Source organism: Curtobacterium sp. HSID17257, from assembly GCF_003989515.1.
In the GTDB taxonomy this organism is placed as follows: Bacteria; Actinomycetota; Actinomycetes; order Actinomycetales; family Microbacteriaceae; genus Curtobacterium.
In genome coordinates, this window is the sequence record NZ_RBLU01000076.1 from 1 (window position 1) to 16,088 (window position 16,088).

At 72.3% G+C, this 16,088-nt stretch carries 16 protein-coding genes and 1 pseudogene; 7 read left to right on the top strand and 10 right to left on the bottom strand.

The window, feature by feature from the left end:
* The 3 genes and pseudogenes from D8M35_RS11495 to galU all read right to left on the bottom strand — a co-directional run.
* Positions 1–595 (bottom strand): annotated as a pseudogene (locus tag D8M35_RS11495) (DUF3040 domain-containing protein); the annotation flags it as partial.
* A gap of 129 nt (positions 596–724) precedes the next feature.
* Positions 725–1,384: a GNAT family N-acetyltransferase gene (locus D8M35_RS11500; RefSeq protein ID WP_126891990.1), complete on the bottom strand. Its 660-nt coding sequence runs from the start codon at positions 1,382–1,384 to the stop codon at positions 725–727.
* Between the two features lie 89 nt (positions 1,385–1,473).
* The gene (gene galU / locus D8M35_RS11505) at positions 1,474–2,364 is read right to left on the bottom strand and encodes a UTP--glucose-1-phosphate uridylyltransferase GalU (protein ID WP_126891991.1); all 891 of its coding nucleotides are present in this window, start codon (positions 2,362–2,364) and stop codon (positions 1,474–1,476) included.
* Between the two features lie 113 nt (positions 2,365–2,477).
* Between galU and D8M35_RS11510 the strand changes: the two genes are divergently transcribed.
* The 3 genes from D8M35_RS11510 to mscL are packed head-to-tail and all read left to right on the top strand — an operon-like array spanning position 2,478 to position 3,905.
* Positions 2,478–3,062 (top strand): 5-formyltetrahydrofolate cyclo-ligase, encoded by a 585-nt coding sequence (locus tag D8M35_RS11510; RefSeq protein ID WP_126891992.1) that lies wholly within the window; start codon positions 2,478–2,480, stop codon positions 3,060–3,062.
* 1 nt (position 3,063) lies between these two features.
* Positions 3,064–3,348 (top strand): FmdB family zinc ribbon protein, encoded by a 285-nt coding sequence (locus tag D8M35_RS11515; RefSeq protein WP_126891993.1) that lies wholly within the window; start codon positions 3,064–3,066, stop codon positions 3,346–3,348.
* Positions 3,349–3,404: 56 nt separating this feature from the next.
* Positions 3,405–3,905, top strand: coding sequence for a large conductance mechanosensitive channel protein MscL (mscL, locus tag D8M35_RS11520; RefSeq protein WP_126891994.1), 501 nt, complete (start codon positions 3,405–3,407; stop codon positions 3,903–3,905).
* Positions 3,906–4,007: 102 nt separating this feature from the next.
* Here the strand turns inward: mscL and D8M35_RS11525 are convergent, their stop codons facing one another.
* Together D8M35_RS11525 and D8M35_RS11530 are read right to left on the bottom strand one after the other, a co-directional pair.
* Positions 4,008–4,592, bottom strand: coding sequence for a CDP-alcohol phosphatidyltransferase family protein (locus tag D8M35_RS11525; protein WP_126891995.1), 585 nt, complete (start codon positions 4,590–4,592; stop codon positions 4,008–4,010).
* 408 nt (positions 4,593–5,000) lie between these two features.
* Complete coding sequence (locus D8M35_RS11530) at positions 5,001–8,813, bottom strand: ATP-binding protein (protein ID WP_126892003.1); 3,813 nt, start codon at positions 8,811–8,813, stop codon at positions 5,001–5,003.
* Between the two features lie 128 nt (positions 8,814–8,941).
* Here D8M35_RS11530 and D8M35_RS11535 point away from each other — a divergent pair, with 128 nt between their 5' ends.
* From D8M35_RS11535 to D8M35_RS11545, 3 genes are all read left to right on the top strand, one after another.
* Positions 8,942–9,829, top strand: coding sequence for a CoA ester lyase (locus tag D8M35_RS11535; RefSeq protein WP_174234740.1), 888 nt, complete (start codon positions 8,942–8,944; stop codon positions 9,827–9,829).
* 9 nt (positions 9,830–9,838) lie between these two features.
* Positions 9,839–10,324 carry a DUF6264 family protein gene (locus D8M35_RS11540; RefSeq protein WP_126891996.1) on the top strand — a complete coding sequence of 162 codons (486 nt, stop codon included), beginning with the start codon at positions 9,839–9,841 and terminating at the stop codon, positions 10,322–10,324.
* A gap of 117 nt (positions 10,325–10,441) precedes the next feature.
* Positions 10,442–11,317 (top strand): aldo/keto reductase, encoded by an 876-nt coding sequence (locus tag D8M35_RS11545; protein ID WP_126891997.1) that lies wholly within the window; start codon positions 10,442–10,444, stop codon positions 11,315–11,317.
* Between the two features lie 72 nt (positions 11,318–11,389).
* Here D8M35_RS11545 and D8M35_RS11550 read toward each other — a convergent pair whose 3' ends face one another.
* Positions 11,390–11,896, bottom strand: a complete 507-nt coding sequence (locus D8M35_RS11550) for a hypothetical protein (RefSeq protein ID WP_126891998.1) — start codon at positions 11,894–11,896, stop codon at positions 11,390–11,392.
* Between the two features lie 105 nt (positions 11,897–12,001).
* On the opposite strand from D8M35_RS11550, the gene D8M35_RS11555 reads away from it, so the two are divergent.
* Positions 12,002–12,967: an NAD(P)H-quinone oxidoreductase gene (locus D8M35_RS11555; RefSeq protein ID WP_126891999.1), complete on the top strand. Its 966-nt coding sequence runs from the start codon at positions 12,002–12,004 to the stop codon at positions 12,965–12,967.
* A 6-nt stretch (positions 12,968–12,973) separates the two neighbouring features.
* On the opposite strand, the gene D8M35_RS11560 is transcribed toward D8M35_RS11555, so the two are convergent.
* The 4 genes from D8M35_RS11560 to D8M35_RS11575 all read right to left on the bottom strand — a co-directional run bounded on the left by D8M35_RS11560 (position 12,974) and on the right by D8M35_RS11575 (position 16,013).
* Positions 12,974–13,714 carry an amino acid ABC transporter ATP-binding protein gene (locus tag D8M35_RS11560; protein WP_126892000.1) on the bottom strand — a complete coding sequence of 247 codons (741 nt, stop codon included), beginning with the start codon at positions 13,712–13,714 and terminating at the stop codon, positions 12,974–12,976.
* Entirely contained in the window at positions 13,711–14,589 is an 879-nt protein-coding gene (locus D8M35_RS11565) for an amino acid ABC transporter permease (RefSeq protein WP_126892001.1), read from the bottom strand. The genes D8M35_RS11560 and D8M35_RS11565 overlap by 4 nt, the downstream gene beginning before the upstream one ends.
* A 4-nt stretch (positions 14,590–14,593) precedes the next feature.
* Positions 14,594–15,415 carry an ABC transporter substrate-binding protein gene (locus tag D8M35_RS11570; RefSeq protein ID WP_126892002.1) on the bottom strand — a complete coding sequence of 274 codons (822 nt, stop codon included), beginning with the start codon at positions 15,413–15,415 and terminating at the stop codon, positions 14,594–14,596.
* Between the two features lie 82 nt (positions 15,416–15,497).
* Positions 15,498–16,013 (bottom strand): cupin domain-containing protein, encoded by a 516-nt coding sequence (locus tag D8M35_RS11575; RefSeq protein WP_238638207.1) that lies wholly within the window; start codon positions 16,011–16,013, stop codon positions 15,498–15,500.
* Between the last annotated feature and the right edge of the window lie 75 nt (positions 16,014–16,088).

A 16,088-nucleotide genomic window follows, 5' to 3' on the forward strand; every position in this document is an offset into this window, starting at 1 on the left:
TCGACGGCCGGGAGGCACGGGTCGCCTCCGCAGCGCCCGCCGCGGCACGCGCCTTCCGCGCCTGGGCCACCTGGTGCAGCTGTGCGAGGACCGCTGCGGACCCACCGGCGGCGACGAGCCCGGCGACCCCGACGAGCCATGCGCCGGGGGCGACGACGAAGACGACCGCCGCGACGACGACACCGAGCGTCCCGAACAGGGTCGCCCCGAGCCGGGAGCGCCGCATCCGCATGGCGGTCAGTGCGGGGACCGAGGACGCCCGCTCGAGCTTCGGCTGCTGCTCCGCGAGTCGCCGGGTGATCTCACGCTGCCGCGCGGCCTCGTGCGCACGGACGATCGCGGCACGCTTGGCCTCCTCGGACCGGGCGACGCGCTGCGCCTCGGCGAGGGACTTCGCGTTCATCTCGACCCGGACCTCGTCGGGGAGCTCGGCGGTCTGCGCGAGGATGCGCAGCGTCTGCTGCAGCCGGATCGCGTTCCGTTCGGTGGCGAGGTACTGCCGACGGGCCGCCCACGACGGCATGAGGTAGACGACCCAGAGCACGGCCGCGATGAGCAGGACGATGCCGCCGCCCCAGGAGCCGATACCTGCCATGGGGACACGGTAGGGGTGCGGGTTCCCCGGACCGCCCATTGCCGGACGCGTGTTGCGCGAGTCGCGGCGGAATCCGTGGACGGTGGGGCGAGCCTCCCGGCCGGTGCGTCGGCGTGACGGGACGGACCGTCAGATGCGCGGTCGGGTGTCGAGCGGTGTCGCGGCCTCGTCGCGGGCGGCGGCGGGCACGCTGCCCGCACCGGGCGGGACCCGGCCGGCGACCCAGCGGTCGAGGACGCCCTCGCGCACCTCTTCTGCCACGAGGGCGAAGCAGAAGTGGTCGCGCCAGTCGCCGTTGATGTGGATGTACCGGCGACGCAGGCCCTCGAAGCGGAAGCCGAGCTTCTCGACGACGCGCAGGCTCGGTGCGTTCTCCGGACGGATGCAGATCTCGATGCGGTGGATGCCGACGACACGGAAGCAGTGGTCGACGGCCATCGCGACCGCGATCGGGGTGACGTTGTGACCGGCGGCACCCTCGACCACCCAGTAGCCGATGGACGCACTCGCCAGCGACCCGTAGCTGATGCCCGACACGTTGAGCTGACCCACGAAGCGGCCGTCCAGCTCCATCGCGAACGGCAGGCCGAGTCCGGCGCGGGCGTTCGCCTGCAGTGCGCGGATGCTGCCCCGGACGTCGGTGGAGACGTGCCCGGAGGGGTTGGTGGCCTCCCACGTCCGCAGCCACGAGCGGTTCGTGGCGAGGGCGACGTCGAGGTCACGGGTGTCCCGGAGCCGGAGGGGCCGGATGGTGACCCGCCCGTGGGACAGGGTCGGGATCGTCGTCATCGCTGTGGTTCCTCCGGTGCCCGGCGGTCGGCCGGGTGGACGCACGAACGGGCCCGGGGCGGACCCCGGACCCGTTCGTGACGGGGTGGCTACTCTCCCGCGTTGAAGTCCTTCAGCCAGGCCTTGAGGTCCGGGCCGAGGTCGTCGCGGTCCGAGGCGAGCTGCACGATCGCCTTGATGTAGTCCAGCTTGTCACCGGTGTCGTACCGGCGTCCACGGAACACGACGCCGTACACGCCGCCGGTCCACTCCTCGGCACCCGCCATCTTCATGAGCGCGTCGGTGAGCTGGATCTCGCCGCCCTTGCCCGGCTCCTGCTTCTCGAGGACGTCGAAGACCTCGGGGCGGATGACGTAGCGGCCGATGATGGCCAGGTTCGAGGGGGCTTCGCCCTGCGGGGGCTTCTCGACCAGGCCGGTGATCTTCACGACGTCGTCGGTGTCGGTCTCCTCCACCGTCGCGATGCCGTACATGTGAGTCTGCGACTCGGGGACCTCGAGCAGCGCGACGACCGTGGCGTTCTTCTCGCCCTGGACCTCGATCATGCGCTTGAGCAGCGGGTCGCGGGCGTCGATGATGTCGTCGCCGAGCAGCACCGCGAACGGCTCGCGACCGACGTGCATCTTGGCGCGGAGCACGGCGTGCCCGAGACCGAGCGGGTCGCCCTGGCGGACGTAGTGCATGTCGGCGAGGTCGGTCGACTGGTTGACCTTCTGGAGCTTCTCGTGGTCGCCCTTCTTCTTGAGGGTCTCCTCGAGCTCGGCCACGTGGTCGAAGTGGTTCTCGAGCGCGTTCTTGTTGCGCCCGGTGATCATCAGGACGTCGGTCAGGCCGGCGGTCACGGCCTCTTCCACGACGTACTGGATGGCCGGCTTGTCGACGACCGGGAGCATCTCCTTCGGCATCGCCTTGGTCGCGGGGAGGAAGCGCGTGCCCAGCCCTGCCGCCGGGATCACCGCCTTCGAAATCTGGAAGCCCATGCCGACGAACGTACCGGACGGCCACTGAGCCAGGACATGGGCCTTTCGGGGGACACGGCATCGCGCGAGCCACGGCGGGATGCCGCAAACCCGCACTCGCTAGACTCCCCGCCATGACCGCCGACCTCGGGAACGAGAAGCGCGCCCTGCGAGCCGAGCTCCGGCAGCGGCGGCGCACCCGGACCACGACGGAGCGCGACACCGACACGACGGACCTGACCGCGACGCTGCAGCGCTTCGTGGAGGAACGGCAGGTGCGCTCGCTCGCGCTCTACCTGTCGGCGCCCGACGAGCCCGACGTCCGACCCTTCCTGCGGTGGGCCCAGGAGCAGGGTGTCCGGGTGCTGCTGCCGATCACGCGCGAGGACGGCCTGCTCGACTGGGCCGTCGGCGACGGGGTCTCCGAGCAGCAGGGGCTGCACGGCATGCCCGAGGTCGTCGGCGAGGTGCTCTCCCCGCTCGCGCTCGGTGACGTCGACGCGATCCTCACCCCGGCCGCGGCGGTCGGGCACGACGGGTGCCGGATGGGCTGGGGTCGGGGCTACTACGACAAGACGCTCGGGTCGATGGCGAACCGGCCGCCCGTCTATGCTGTGATCTTCGACGCGGAGTACCTCGACGAGGTCCCGCGCGAGGCCCACGACGAACCCGTCGACGGCATCATCACGCCGTCGCGCATCATCACCTTCCGGAGCTAGGGTGCCCACCTACTCGTACCGCTGCACCGAGTGCGACAACGCCTTCGACGTCAAGCAGTCGTTCTCCGACGCCACCCTGACCGAGTGCCCCGTGTGCGGCGGCGCCCTGCGCAAGGTGTTCTCGCCGGTCGGCGTCACCTTCAACGGTGGCGGCTTCTACCGCACCGACTCACGGTCGACCCCGAAGAGCGAGGGGTCGTCGGGCTCCTCGTCGTCGTCGAGCACGCCGGCGAAGGCGGAGCCGAAGAAGACCGAGTCGAAGCCGGCCGCACCCAGCGCCTCCTGACGAGGGCTCGTCCCCGTCGGTACGGTGGGGTCTCCTCGACACGGAAGGAGGCCCGCGTGAAGGGCTTCAAGGAGTTCCTGCTCCGCGGGAACGTCATCGACCTGGCGGTCGCGGTCGTCATCGGTGCAGCGTTCACGGCCATCGTGACCGCGATCGTGAACTCGCTCATCAACCCCCTCATCGGCGCGGTCTTCAACGCGTCGAGCCTGGACAAGGCACTCATCGTGTCGATCCCCACCGTCTCCGGGGGTTCGGCGAAGATCCTGTTCGGCGCGATCATCGGCGCGGTCCTGAACTTCGTGATCGTCGCGGCGGTCGTGTACTTCGCACTCGTCGTGCCCGTCAACCGGCTCAAGAAGCTCGCGTTCGAGCGGGTGCAGCAGAACGAGGAGCAGACGCCGCAGGACGTCCCGCCGACGGACGTCGAGGTGCTGCTGGAGATCCGCGACCTGCTCCGCACGCAGAACGGCGTCGCAGCGGACTCGGGCGGTGGCGCGCACGTCGCACCGTCGACCGCTCCCGAGGGTCCGGGGATCGCCGGCTCGACGAAGCTCTGACCGTCTCGCAGAACGCAACGTGGGCGGTTCCCCGCAGCGGTGTACCGCTGCGAGGAGCCGCCTTCGTTGCGTTCCGCGGAGGAGGAAGACCGGGCGGGGTCGTCAGGCGGTGCGGGCGACGGCGCGGTGCTTCGCGGTGAGGGCCCGGGCGTACTGCACGCCGGCGATCACGTGACCGATCGTGCCCGCCCAGACGAACACGAGCGCGAGCACGCGGATCCAGTCGTGCTGCGACGCCCAGGACGTCGACGAGAACAGCAGCAGCGGGAGGCCGACGAAGAGCAGCGCCGAGCGGACCTTGCCGGTCCACGTGACGTCGAGGTCCGGGTTGCCGCGGAACCACAGGCCGGACAGCAGCGCGAGCACCGCGTCCACGAGGACGATGATCGCGACGCTCGGCCACGGGAGCAGCCCGACGAGCACGAGCGACAGCACGATCGCGATGATCGCCAGGCGGTCGGCGATCGGGTCGAGGGCCTTGCCGAGCTTCGAGCCCTGGTCGAACCGTCGTGCGATGAAGCCGTCCGCCCAGTCGCTGACGCCGAGGACGACGAGCGTGACGAGCGCCCACCCGGGGTGCCCGGACACGACGAAGCCGATGAACACCGGGATGAGCAGGAAGCGCACCAGCGTGATCAGGTTCGGCCACGTCTGCCAGTCGGGTCGCTGCCGCGCGGTGTCAGTCATCGTCCCCAGGCTACCCGTCACCAGTGCGGGGGCACGTCGCGCAGGAGCTGGGCGTCGTTCTCGCCGTCGCGGTGGCGGGCCGGTTCCGGCGGCGCGGCCGGGTCGTAGCCCGGCACCGGCGCGGTGGTGACGCGCCTGGTGCGGCGGGGCGCGCCTCCCGGGCGACCGGTCGTGTCGGCGCCGGCAACAGCACCGGTGCCGGTTCCGGTTCCGGTTCCGGTTCCGGCAGCCTCATCCGCGGAGCGGACGGGAGGCTCGACCTCCGTCACGTCGTCGGCCCGCGTCCACGAGCCCACCAGCTGGTCCGTCCCCGCCGTCACCGGACCGGCCGCGCGGGACGCGCGCCGGGACCCGCTCACCGGCGCGCTGGGCCCGACGTGGGCACGCCGGGGCGGAGATCCGACGTGCTCACCGGCGGGCGGGGATCGGCGGGATCGAGATCTCCTGCGTGGCACCGCGGTCGACGCCGAGCACCGACGCCACCGTGTCCGCGACGCGGTCCGGGTCGGAGAACAGCTGGAAGGCGTGCACCCGCACGTAGTGCCAGCCGAGGCGACGCAGCACCTCGGGGCGGAGCCGCAGCGACTCGCGGAGCGAGCCACGGACGAGCGACGCGTCGGTCTCGATCGTCACGCAGACGCCGCCGTGCGCAGCCACCAGGCCGAGCTTGCCGCGGTGCCCGAGCGCGACGGGGATACCGCGCATCTCGAGTCGCCGGGCCAGGTCGACGAGCAGCGGGTCGGAGTCGTCGGGCACGTACTCGGCGGCGGTACGGGCGCGGACCTCGGCGAGGATCTCGGCCAGCGCGACGGTGCCGTGGCCCATCCGCTCGGCCTCGATGTCCGACGGCTGGAAGCACGTGACGATGACCATCGAACGGCGTGCCCGGGTCATCGCGACCGCGAGCAGGCGCTCCCCGCCGGGCTTGCCGAGCGGACCGAAGTCGCGCAGCACGCGCCCGTGCGGCGTCCGGCCGTAGCCGATCGAGAACACGACGCGGTCGCGGCTCTGCGCGACCGACTGCTCGAGCGTCGCGACGATGAACGGTTCGGCGCGGTCGCCGATGACGAACTCGGTGAGGTCCTTGTGGCCCTGCGCAGCGGTGAGGACGGCCTGCTCCACGCGGACCGCGTGCTTCGCCGACGCGGTGATCACCATGAGCGACTCGGTCGGCCGGGTGCGGGCGTGCTCGGTGACGAGCCGGACGACGCGGTCCACCTCGGCGTCGACGCTCTCGACCGCTCCCGAGTCGGGGTCCGGAACGGCCTTGCCGTCGCTGACGTAGTCGATCGCGATCGAGCCGTGCCCGAGGAACGAGCCGGCCCACGGGAGCGACTCGATGCGCCCGCCGTAGAAGCGACGGTTCACGAGCTCGGCGAGGTCCTCGCCGCCGGCGCGGTACGACCGCGTGAGCGACAGGGTCGGCAGGAGCGTCGAGAGCTTCGCGAGCGCGGAGTCGGCGTGCAGGGCGTCGAGGGTGCCCTCGTCCACCTGCAGTGCGCGGTGGTCGGGGTCGACGGCGGTCCGGAAGGGCGACGGCGTCTGCGTCACCGGGTCGCCGAAGACGACGGTCTGGCGGGCACGACGGACGGCGCCGACGGTCTCGGCGATGGTGACGGCACCGGCGTCGACGAGGATCACCGTGTCGAACGGCATCGTGTCGGCGATCTCGGGCACCTCGTACGGCGACGCGAGCCACACCGGGGCGATCGACCGGGACAGGTGCGGCGCGGAGTCCTGCAGCAGGCGCGAGGTGATCGCGCCCTCCTTGAGCTGCGTCTTCAGCGCCGTGGCCTCGTCCGGCCAGTCGACGAGTCCGACCTTCCAGTTCTCGGCGAGCTGCCACGCCAGGCCCTGGGAGACCCCGGCCGCGTGCGCGTCGTCGACGAGCCGGAAGTCGGCCTCGACCCGGTCGAGCATGTCGGTGTTGCCGCCGAGCAGCGCCCGGTCGGACTCCAGCATCGTCTCGAGCGCGGACTGCCACCAGGCGAGCTCGAGCTCGGCCGGCACCTGGGTGTCCGGCACGTGGCGGTTCGCGAGGTCGGTGATGAGCGGCTCGAGCTGCAGGTCCCGCAGGGTCTGCATGAGCTCGGTGCGCTCCTGCAGGTTGTGCAGGACGTCGGACTCCTCCGCCAGGCGGGCGACCGTCGGCACGAGTTCGTCGATCGGCAGGTTCGCCAGCTGCTCGTCGCGGGCGGTCCGGCCGAGGGGCTCGTCGAGCCGGGCCAGGTCCTGCACCACGTTCGAGAAGAGCACCTGCACGTCACCGATGCCGGTGGGCACCTCGGGGTTCACGCCGGCGGCGACGTACCGCTGCCAGAGCACGCGCTGCTGCTGCACACGGGTGAGCGCCTCGTGCAGGTCGGACACGTGCACGCCCGGGCGGACGTACTCACGGGCGAGCTTCTTCAGCCGGCGACGGTTGGTCGACGACATCGGCGCACCCTCACCGCGCGGGGCGGTCGCGGCGACGAGCTCCGACACCGACCGGTCGAACACGACGGGCAGGAAGCGGTCGAGGGTGTCCCGGATCTCGGTGAGCAGGCGGAGGTAGATGCCGAGCTCGTTGATCGTCGTGAACTGCCGCATGTGCGTCGACGCCACGAGGTCGTGCGCACGCCGCAGGAGCGTCGGCAGGCCGTCGGCGTCGAGGTCCTTCGCGGTCTTGTGCGCCCGCTGCGCGCCGTCGCTCGAACCGAACTTCGCGCCGTACCAGGGCGAGTCGTCCGGGCCGTAGCGGAACTCGCCCAGGTTGGCGGCGCTGACCATCGTCTCGGCGACGCGCGAACGCCCCGCGACCATGCTCGTCACGGACCGCTTGGACAGGCGCGCGGTCGTCGACGGCGGAACCGGCAGGAGCGAGAGGCGTGACAGCTCGACCAGGCAGTCGAGCACCGAGACGCCGAAGTCCGGGTCGACGCGGGTCAGCGAGCCGCGGTAGTCGGTCAGGACCTTGCGGAGCCGGACCAGTGCGTCGTCGACCTCGCGGAGGTTCGGGCGCGCGGCCTTCTCGTTCCGCGCGATGGCCCGGACGACGTCGCGGCGCAGGGTGCCGGGCGTCACGGCGACCCCGGGCAGCTGCACCTCGGCGAAGCGCGCGGCGATGCCCCGCAGGGTCGCCCGGCGCGGGCTCACCACGAGGACGCGCTTGTTCGCGGCGACCAGGCCACCGAGCGCGTTGACGATCGTCTGCGTGCCGCCGGTGCCCGGCAGGGTCTTCACGACGATCGAGTTGCCCGCCGTGATCTGCGCGATCACGTTCTCCTGCTCGTCGTCGGCGTCGAGCAGCAGCGTGTCGGTCTCCGGGCTGCGCTCGTCCGACGGGGTCTGCTCGACCGGGTGGTACGACTGCTCGACCTGCCACTTCGCGCTCGGGTTCCCGGCGAGGGCGTCGAGCACCGGGTGCGACAGGTCGCCGGTGTCCTCGACCATGCCGCTGGCCACCTCGGCGAAGGTCGAGACGACCAGGCGCGCGTGTACCGAGAACCCGGGGATGTGCGCGGTCAGGCCGCGGAGCCGGTCGATGACGGGGTTCGGCGTGAACGAGCCGTCCTGCTGCGCGAGCGCGACGAACGACTGGGCGTCGAGGATGACGCCGTACTGCTCGTGCAGTGCGTCGGCCAGCCCCGGGTTGAGCACGGGCTCGCCGAGCAGGCGGACCTCGAAGTCACGGCCGTGCCGACGGATCGCGAGCGGACGGAGCAGCACCGGGCCGCGGAAGTGCTCGTCGCCGTGCTGCCAGTCGGCCATGCCGATGCCGAGCTTCACCGCGTCGATGCCGCGCACGGTGGCGAGCTCGGTGCCCTTCGCCTCGACCTGGGCGGCGGCGACACGCGCGGCACGCAGGGCGACCTCGTCGCGGATCAGGCTCGACAGGAGGGTGGTCTTGCCGGTGATGAACTGTGCGAGTCCGCCGGGGTGCGTGGTGGAGAGCTCGATCCGGGCGCGCGGGTGGTCGCTGAAGTGCGTGAGCGGGCTGGTGCCGCCGACACCGGTCAGCTGCGTCCGCCAGGCGTCCCACGTCGGCTCGGCGGCGTTGCCGGCCTGGAGGCGCGGGTCACCCAGGCTGATCGCCTGCGGGCTCGTGAGCTGCAGTTCCGGCCGCAGGGTGCGGTCCGGCTCGTCGGGCCGGTCGCCCTCCCGCTGCTCGCGTCCGCCCGTGGGCGCGTCGGCGCCCTGGACGGGGACGTCGTCATCCGCGTCGTCCGCGCCGTCGGTCACCCTGTCTCGCCACACATCCGACACTGTAGGCGGAAGCGAGCGGCCTCCCTGGCAATGACCCGACGTTTCCGGCTTTCCGTGCGGGCCCGGCACCTCGTCCGACCAGCCGGTGTGGTACCAACGTGGGCATGGCCATCGACGACCGCACCGCCCCGTCCGCCCCTGCACCCTCGTCGGCCCGGCCGGACCGGCGCCGGTCGGTCCCCGCCGAGATCTCCCGGTCGTGGCTCCTCGTGCCCGGCACCGCCGCTGACCGCTTCGAGCGGGCCCAGCGGTCGCGCGCCGACCAGATCATCCTCGACGTGGAGGACGCCGTCGACCCCGCCGCGAAGCCGGGAGCCCGGACGACCGTGGCCTCGTGGCTCGCCGGCGGGGGCGAGGCCTGGGTGCGCATCAACGACGTGACGACGGACTTCTGGGCGGACGACGTCGAGGAGCTCCGCGGGCTCCCGGGCCTGCAGGGCGTGATGCTCGCGAAGACCGAGTCGCCGGCGCAGGTCACCGACACCTGGCACCGGCTCGGCGGCCACACCCCGGTGATCGCCCTGGTCGAGTCGGCGCTCGGGATCGAGGAGGCCACGTCGATCGCGAAGGCCCAGGGCGCGTTCCGCCTGGCGTTCGGCTCGGGCGACTACCGCCGCGACACCGGCACCTCGGCCGACACGCTCGCCATGGCCTACCCGCGCTCGCGGCTCGTCGTCGCCTCGCGCGTGGGCGACCTGCCCGGTCCGATCGACGGCCCCACGGTCGGCTCGGCGCACGCGATCCTCCGCGAGCAGTCGCAGGTGGCGGTGTCGCTCGGCCTGACCGGCAAGCTCTGCCTGGACACGGAGCAGCTGCCCGTCATCAACGAGGTCATCTCCCCCACGCCGACCGACGTCGCATGGGCGCAGGACTTCCTCGACGACTTCGAGGCCCGCGGGCAGGTCATCCGCGACGGCTCCGACCTGCCGCGGCTCGGCCGCGCGCAGAAGATCCAGCGGCTCGCCCGGGCCTTCGGCGTCGAGGCGCGGTAGACCGGACGCATGACCTGGTCGAACCCGTCCCCTCCGTCCGGTCCGCAGTCCGGCCCGTCGCAGTCCGGCGCGGGCAGCACCGAGCGCGCCGAGTGGGTCCGCGGCGGCACCACGCTGTTCCCGGCCGGTCGGATCGCCGACCGGGTGTCGACGGTCCTGCTGCTCGCAGCCGGTGCCCTGCTCACGATCCTCACCGTGGTCATCGGGATCATCGCGGTGGCGTCGGCCACCGCGGGCTGCGACGCGGCAACCGGGTGCTCGCCCGGCCGGTTCCTCGGCGGGGCGGCCATCGCCGCGGGCGGGTCGTTCGTGATCGGGGTCGCCACCGTCGTGCTCGCGATCGGCGCCTGGGTGCGTCGACGCTCGTCGTGGTGGATCGCCGCGCTCGGGTTCGTCCTGGCGATCGTGGTCGTCACCTGGGGTGGGGTCGTGTTCGCGCAGGCCACCGACCCGACGACGGGTGCCGGCCAGGTGACCGCCCTGCAGCTCCCCTAGCGGCGCACCTGACGGACGGGAGGCGCGTGGCGGGCCGCCACGCGCCTCCCGTCCGTCCGTCCTGTCCGGACGACGCACGCTGGGCGTCGGACCGGACGTGCGGCGCATGCTGGGCGCATGAAGCAACGAGTCATCGGAGACGTGTCGGTCAGCGCCATCGGACTGGGCGGGATGCCCATGTCGATCGAGGGGCGCCCCGACGAGCGACAGGCGATCGCGACCATCCACGCGGCCCTCGAGGCCGGCGTGACGCTCATCGACACCGCCGACGCCTACCACCAGGCGGCGAAGGACGAGGTCGGGCACAACGAGGAGCTCATCGCGAAGGCGATCCGCGAGTTCCACGGCGACACCGACGCGGTGCTCGTCGCGACGAAGGGCGGCCACCTGCGGCCGGAGCCGGGCGCCTGGGCGCAGGACGGTCGGCCGGAGTACCTCAAGGAGGCCGCGAAGGCCTCGGCGAAGCGGCTCGGCGTCGACGCCGTCGGCCTGTACCAGTTCCACCGGCCGGACCCGTCCGTGCCGTACGCCGAGTCGGTCGGGGCGCTCGCGGAGCTCCTCGACGAGGGCGTCATCCGGATGGCCGGCATCTCGAACGCCGACCCGGAGCAGATCCGCGAGGCGAACGAGGTCCTCGGCGGCCGACTGGCCTCGGTGCAGAACCAGTTCTCGCCGGCGTTCCGGTCGAGCGAGCCGGAGCTCGAGCTCTGCGACGAGCTCGGGATCGCGTTCCTGCCGTGGAGCCCCCTCGGCGGCATCGCGAAGGCGGCCGACCTGGGCACCGCGTACGAGGACTTCGCCGTCATCGCCCGCGAGCGCGACGTGTCCCCGCAGGTCGTGGCGCTGGCGTGGGAGCTGCAGAAGAGCGACGTGGTCATCCCGATCCCGGGAGCGTCGCGGCCGCAGTCGATCCTCGACTCGGTCGTCGCGGCGACGGTGAAGCTCCGCGACGAGGACGTCGCCCGCCTGGACGCTGCCCGTCCGGCGGTCTGATCCGCACCGGACCCCCGCACGACGACGCCCCGTCCACCGATCGGTGGGCGGGGCGTCGTCGTGCGCGTCCGGTCAGGACAGCGGGCAGACCGTGCGGAAGTCGTTGCTCGCGGCCTCGAGCCCCTGCACGGACGCCGAGAACGCCGTCGTGTCCGCCGAAGCCGGGTCCTGGGTGATCGCCTCGACCTGGGCGAGCAGGTCGCGGTACGCGGCCTGGAAGGCCTCCGCCTTGGGCTTGACCTCGGCGTTCTGCACCGACGAGACCCCCTCGGCCACGGACCGGTCGAGCTCGTCCAGCTTCGCCAGCGCGGCCGCCGGGTCCGCCTGCAACTCGGTCGACTGCTCCTGCAGGTCCTTCGCGGCGGCCTCGACCTTCGACTGGAACACGGTGCACGCCTCCTCCTTGCTCTGGGACGCGGCCTCGGGCGTCGCAGACTCCGGCGCAGCGCTCGCCGAGCTCGCCGACGGACCAGCCGCGGCGCCGTCGTCGTCCGAGGCCCCCGAGCCTCCGGCCGAGCAGCCGGCGAGCAGTGCGACGGCGAGCGCCGCGGTCGCGACGGCGATGGTCTTCCTGGGCATGTGTGTCCCCCTGTCCACGTCCGCGCTCCCGGACGGGCGCGGATCCGCTCCGACGCTACAGGTCGACCGTGCAGGGTGCCGCCGGGTCCGGCGTAGCGTCGAGGCATGCAGGCGATCACGGCACACGACGGCGGACTCCGACTCGACGAGCACCCGGACCCGGTGGCGGGCCCCGGCGAGGTCCTCGTCGAGGTGGCGGCGGCCGGGGTGAACAACGCCGACCTGCAGCAGGTCGCGGGCAACTACCCGCCGCCGCCCGGGGCGTCCGAGGTGCTCGGGCTCGAGGTCTCCGGGACGGTCCGCGCGCTCGGCGACGGCGTGGACGTGTTCGCGGTGGGCGACCGGGTGTGCGCGCTGCTCTCCGGCGGGGGCTACGCGACGCTCGTGGCCGTGCCCGCGGCGCAGGTGCTGCCCGTGCCCGACGGGGTGGACCTGGTCGAGGCCGCGGGCCTGCCCGAGGCGGCCTGCACCGTGTACTCGAACGTGGGGATGATCGCGGGGCTCCGACCCGGGCAGACCCTGCTCGTGCACGGCGGTACCGGCGGGATGGGCTCGCACGCCGTGGTGTGGGCCAAGGCGCTCGGCGCGCGGGTGATCGCGACGAGCGGTGGGGAGCGGAAGGTCCGCGCGTCCCGGGAGCTCGGGGCCGACCTGGTGGTGGACCACCGCACCGAGGACTTCGTCGAGCGGGCACTCGACTTCACCGACGGCCGCGGGGTCGACGTCGTGCTGGACGTCGTCGGGGCGGACTACCTGGCGAAGCACCTCGAGGTGCTCGCGCCGAACGGGCACATCGCCGTGATCGCGGCGGGCAGCGGGCAGAAGGGCGAACTGGACTTCGGGGCGATGATGCGGAAGCGCGCGACCATCAGCGCCACCACGCTCCGCGCACGCCCGCTCGACGAGAAGGCCGCGATCGTCGCTGCCGTCCGCGAGCACGTCTGGCCGCTCGTCGCCGACGGCAGCGTCCGACCGGTCGTCGACTCGGTGCTGCCGCTGGCGGAGGCCGCCGAGGCGCACCGCCGGGTCCGCGACGGCGAGGTCATCGGCAAGGTGCTGCTCGCCGTGTGACCCGGGTCAGGCGTGGACGCGGGACAGGAACTCGACGAGCGCCGGGTGCTGCGGTCGGTCGAGCACGTCGGCCGGTGCGCCCTGCTCGACCACCTCGCCGCGGTGCAGGAACACGATGCGGTCGGCGACGTTCCGCGCGAAGGACATCTCGTGCGTCGTCATCAGGATCGTGGCGCCCTGCTCCTTGAGCTCGCGGACGAGGTCGAGCACCTCGCCGACGAGCTGCGGGTCGAGGGCACTCGTCACCTCGTCGAGCAGGAGCAGCTCCGGCGAGGTCGCGATCGCCCGGACGACCGCGACGCGCTGCTGCTGCCCGCCGGAGAGCCGGTCCGGGTACGCGTCGGCGAACTCGGCGAGGCCGATGCGCTCGAGCAGCCGACGGGCGGTGGCCTCGGCCTCGCCCCGTGCGATGCCGTGCACCCGTCGGGACGCGAGCGTGACGTTGTCGAGCACACGCATGTGCGGGAACAGGTTGAACTGCTGGAACACCACACCGATCCGGGCGCGGGTGGCGTCGACGTCGGTGCGCGGGTCGGCGATGTCCGTCCCCTGGAGCAGGATCTCGCCGTCGTCGATGCCCTCGAGCAGGTTCACCGTCTTGAGCAGTGTCGACTTGCCGGAACCGGAGGCCCCGATGACGCAGATGACCTCGTGGCGGTGCACGGTCAGGTCGATCCCCCGCAGGACCTCGTGCTCGCCGAACGTCTTGCGCAGTCCGCGCAGTTCCAGGACCACCGACTCGCTCACACCGTCCCCCCGATCTGCTCACGACGCTGCTGCCGTCGCGCGATGGCGTCCGTCACCCGGATGAGCGGGAGGCTGATCACGACGAACAGCAGCCCCGCGACGAGGTACGGCGTGAAGTTGTAGGTCTCGGCCTGTGCGATCTGGGCGCTCCGCACCGCGTCGACGGCGCCGAGGATCGACACCAGGCCGACGTCCTTCTGCATCGAGACGAAGTCGTTCATGAGCGCCGGGGTGACCTTGCGGATCGCCTGCGGCAGCACGACCAGCCGCAGCGTCCCGGCGTGGGATAGGCCGAGCGACCGGGCGGCCAGGCGCTGGGACGGGTGCACGGCCTCCATGCCGGCCCGGAGCACCTCGGCGACGTAGGACGAGTAGGTCAGCACGATCGCGATGGTGCCCCAGACCTCCGGGGGCTGCCGCGGGAAGATGCCGAGCCCGGGGATGCCGAAGCCGACCAGGTACAGCACGATGATGAGCGGCAGCCCTCGGAACAGGTCGGTGTACGCGGTGGCGAGCATCCGCAGCGGGAAGAACACCGGGTTCCGCAGGCCGCGCACGACCGCCAGCAGGGTCCCGAGCACCCCGACGCCGATCGCGCTGAAGAACAGGATCCGGATGTTCAACCAGAGCCCGAGCAGGACGGCCGGGAAGGTGTCGATCGCGGTCTGCGGGTCGAAGAACGACTGCTGCACCGCAGCCCAGCCCGGGGTGTTCACGACACCGAGCCAGACGACCGCGATCACGACGAGGGTCGAGACGACCGAGACGACGACCGAGCGGCGGCCGCGCTGCCGACGGTAGAGCCGGCGTTCGAGCTCGACCTGGCTCGGCGCCGGGGCGGTCACCGGGGCGCCGGCACCTGCTGGGGCGGTCACCGGGTCACTTCAGGACGGGGGTGTTCGTCTCCGAGGAGAGCCACTTCGTCTGTAGGTCGGCGAGCGTGCCGTCGCTCTCCATGGCCTTGAGCGCCTCGTCGACCTTGCTCGTCAGCGCGGAGCCCTTCGGCAGCACGAAGCCGAACTGGTCGCCGGAGCCGTCCTCGGGGAACTGCGCCGACACCGTGCCGTCGTCGAGCTGCGCGGCGGCCATGAAGAAGGCGGTCGGCAGGTCGGTGACGATGGCGTCGATCTGACCCGACTTGAGCGCCAGCACGGCGTCGTCGTTCGAGTTGAACACCTGCGGGGTGACGCCGAGCACGTCCTTCACGGAGCTGATGCTCGTGGAGCCGGACGCGACGCCGATGGTGTCCCCCTGCAGCGCGGCGACGGTGGTGTCCTTCGCGGCCTTCGAGTCCTTCGTCGTCACGACGGCCTGCGTGGTCGTGTAGTACGGCGTGGACATGTCGACGGCCTTCTTGCGCTTCGCGTCGATCGAGAACTGCTGGACGTTGAGGTCCCAGTCCTTCGGGCCGGGGGCGATGGCGCTGTCGAAGGTGCTGCGCTTCCAGACGACGTCGCCCTTCGCGTAGCCCATCTCCTTCGCGACGGCGTATGCCACGGCGGACTCGAAGCCCTTGCCGGACTGCGGGTCGTCGTCCTCGACCCACGGCGAGTACGCCGGCTGGCCGGTCGCGATCGTGAGCTTGCCGTCGGTGACGGTGCCGTCGCTCCCGGTGCTGCCACCGGCGGAGCAGGCGGCGAGCGCGAGGGCGGCGACCGCGGCGGTGGCGACGGCGAGGGAGAGACGGCGGGTGCGGGTCACGGGGTGGCCTTCGTCAGGAGGGTCGGGGGCAGTCGCAGTGTACTTCGTACTGGGATACCAGCGCGAAGCGGATGAACGCTCGCTACTCGGGAGCGGAAGCGCCGTCCGCCATCGTGAAGTCGTCGAACGAGAAGCCCGGCGAGACCATGCAGCTCAGGAGCACCTCGCCGTCCCCGGGCAGCGTGCGCTGCCAGACGCCGCCGCGCACGAAGGCCTGGGCGTCGTGCAGCCGGTGTCGTCCGGCGTCCGGGCCGAGGGTGATGCGGTCGCCGGGCTCCGGACGGTCGCCGGACCCGCCGAGCTCGAGCACGACGGTGTCCGGCCCGTGCCACATCCAGATCTCGTCGCTCGTCACGCGGTGCCAGGCCGAGGCCTCGCCCGGGGGCAGCAGGAAGTGGATCAGGGTCGCGGCGGGGCGATCGCCCGCCGGAGTGTCGACGGCCGAGGGCGAGGTCCACGTGCGGACGTACCAGCCGCCCTCGGGGTGCGGCTCCATGCCGAGGGCGGCCGCGCGCTGCGGGACGTCGAGCCACTCGATCAGGTCGCCGCCGACCGTGCGGCGGGCGACCATGCCGGGGCGGGGTGCGGTGTCGGTCATCGTTCCTCCTGGGGACGGACGGGGTCGGGGACGGCAGCCGGCGCAGGCACGCCAGCAGGAGCAGGGACGGCAGCC

Excerpts from the sequence above, each read along its gene's own strand:
- D8M35_RS11500 (WP_126891990.1), bottom strand. The coding sequence starts at position 1,384 with ATGACGACGATCCCGACCCTGTCCCACGGGCGGGTCACCATCCGGCCC.
- galU (WP_126891991.1), bottom strand. The coding sequence starts at position 2,364 with ATGGGCTTCCAGATTTCGAAGGCGGTGATCCCGGCGGCAGGGCTGGGC.
- D8M35_RS11510 (WP_126891992.1), top strand. The coding sequence starts at position 2,478 with ATGACCGCCGACCTCGGGAACGAGAAGCGCGCCCTGCGAGCCGAGCTC.
- D8M35_RS11525 (WP_126891995.1), bottom strand. The coding sequence starts at position 4,592 with ATGACTGACACCGCGCGGCAGCGACCCGACTGGCAGACGTGGCCGAAC.
- D8M35_RS11535 (WP_174234740.1), top strand. The coding sequence starts at position 8,942 with ATGGCCATCGACGACCGCACCGCCCCGTCCGCCCCTGCACCCTCGTCG.
- D8M35_RS11540 (WP_126891996.1), top strand. The coding sequence starts at position 9,839 with ATGACCTGGTCGAACCCGTCCCCTCCGTCCGGTCCGCAGTCCGGCCCG.
- D8M35_RS11545 (WP_126891997.1), top strand. The coding sequence starts at position 10,442 with ATGAAGCAACGAGTCATCGGAGACGTGTCGGTCAGCGCCATCGGACTG.
- D8M35_RS11550 (WP_126891998.1), bottom strand. The coding sequence starts at position 11,896 with ATGCCCAGGAAGACCATCGCCGTCGCGACCGCGGCGCTCGCCGTCGCA.
- D8M35_RS11555 (WP_126891999.1), top strand. The coding sequence starts at position 12,002 with ATGCAGGCGATCACGGCACACGACGGCGGACTCCGACTCGACGAGCAC.
- D8M35_RS11575 (WP_238638207.1), bottom strand. The coding sequence starts at position 16,013 with ATGACCGACACCGCACCCCGCCCCGGCATGGTCGCCCGCCGCACGGTC.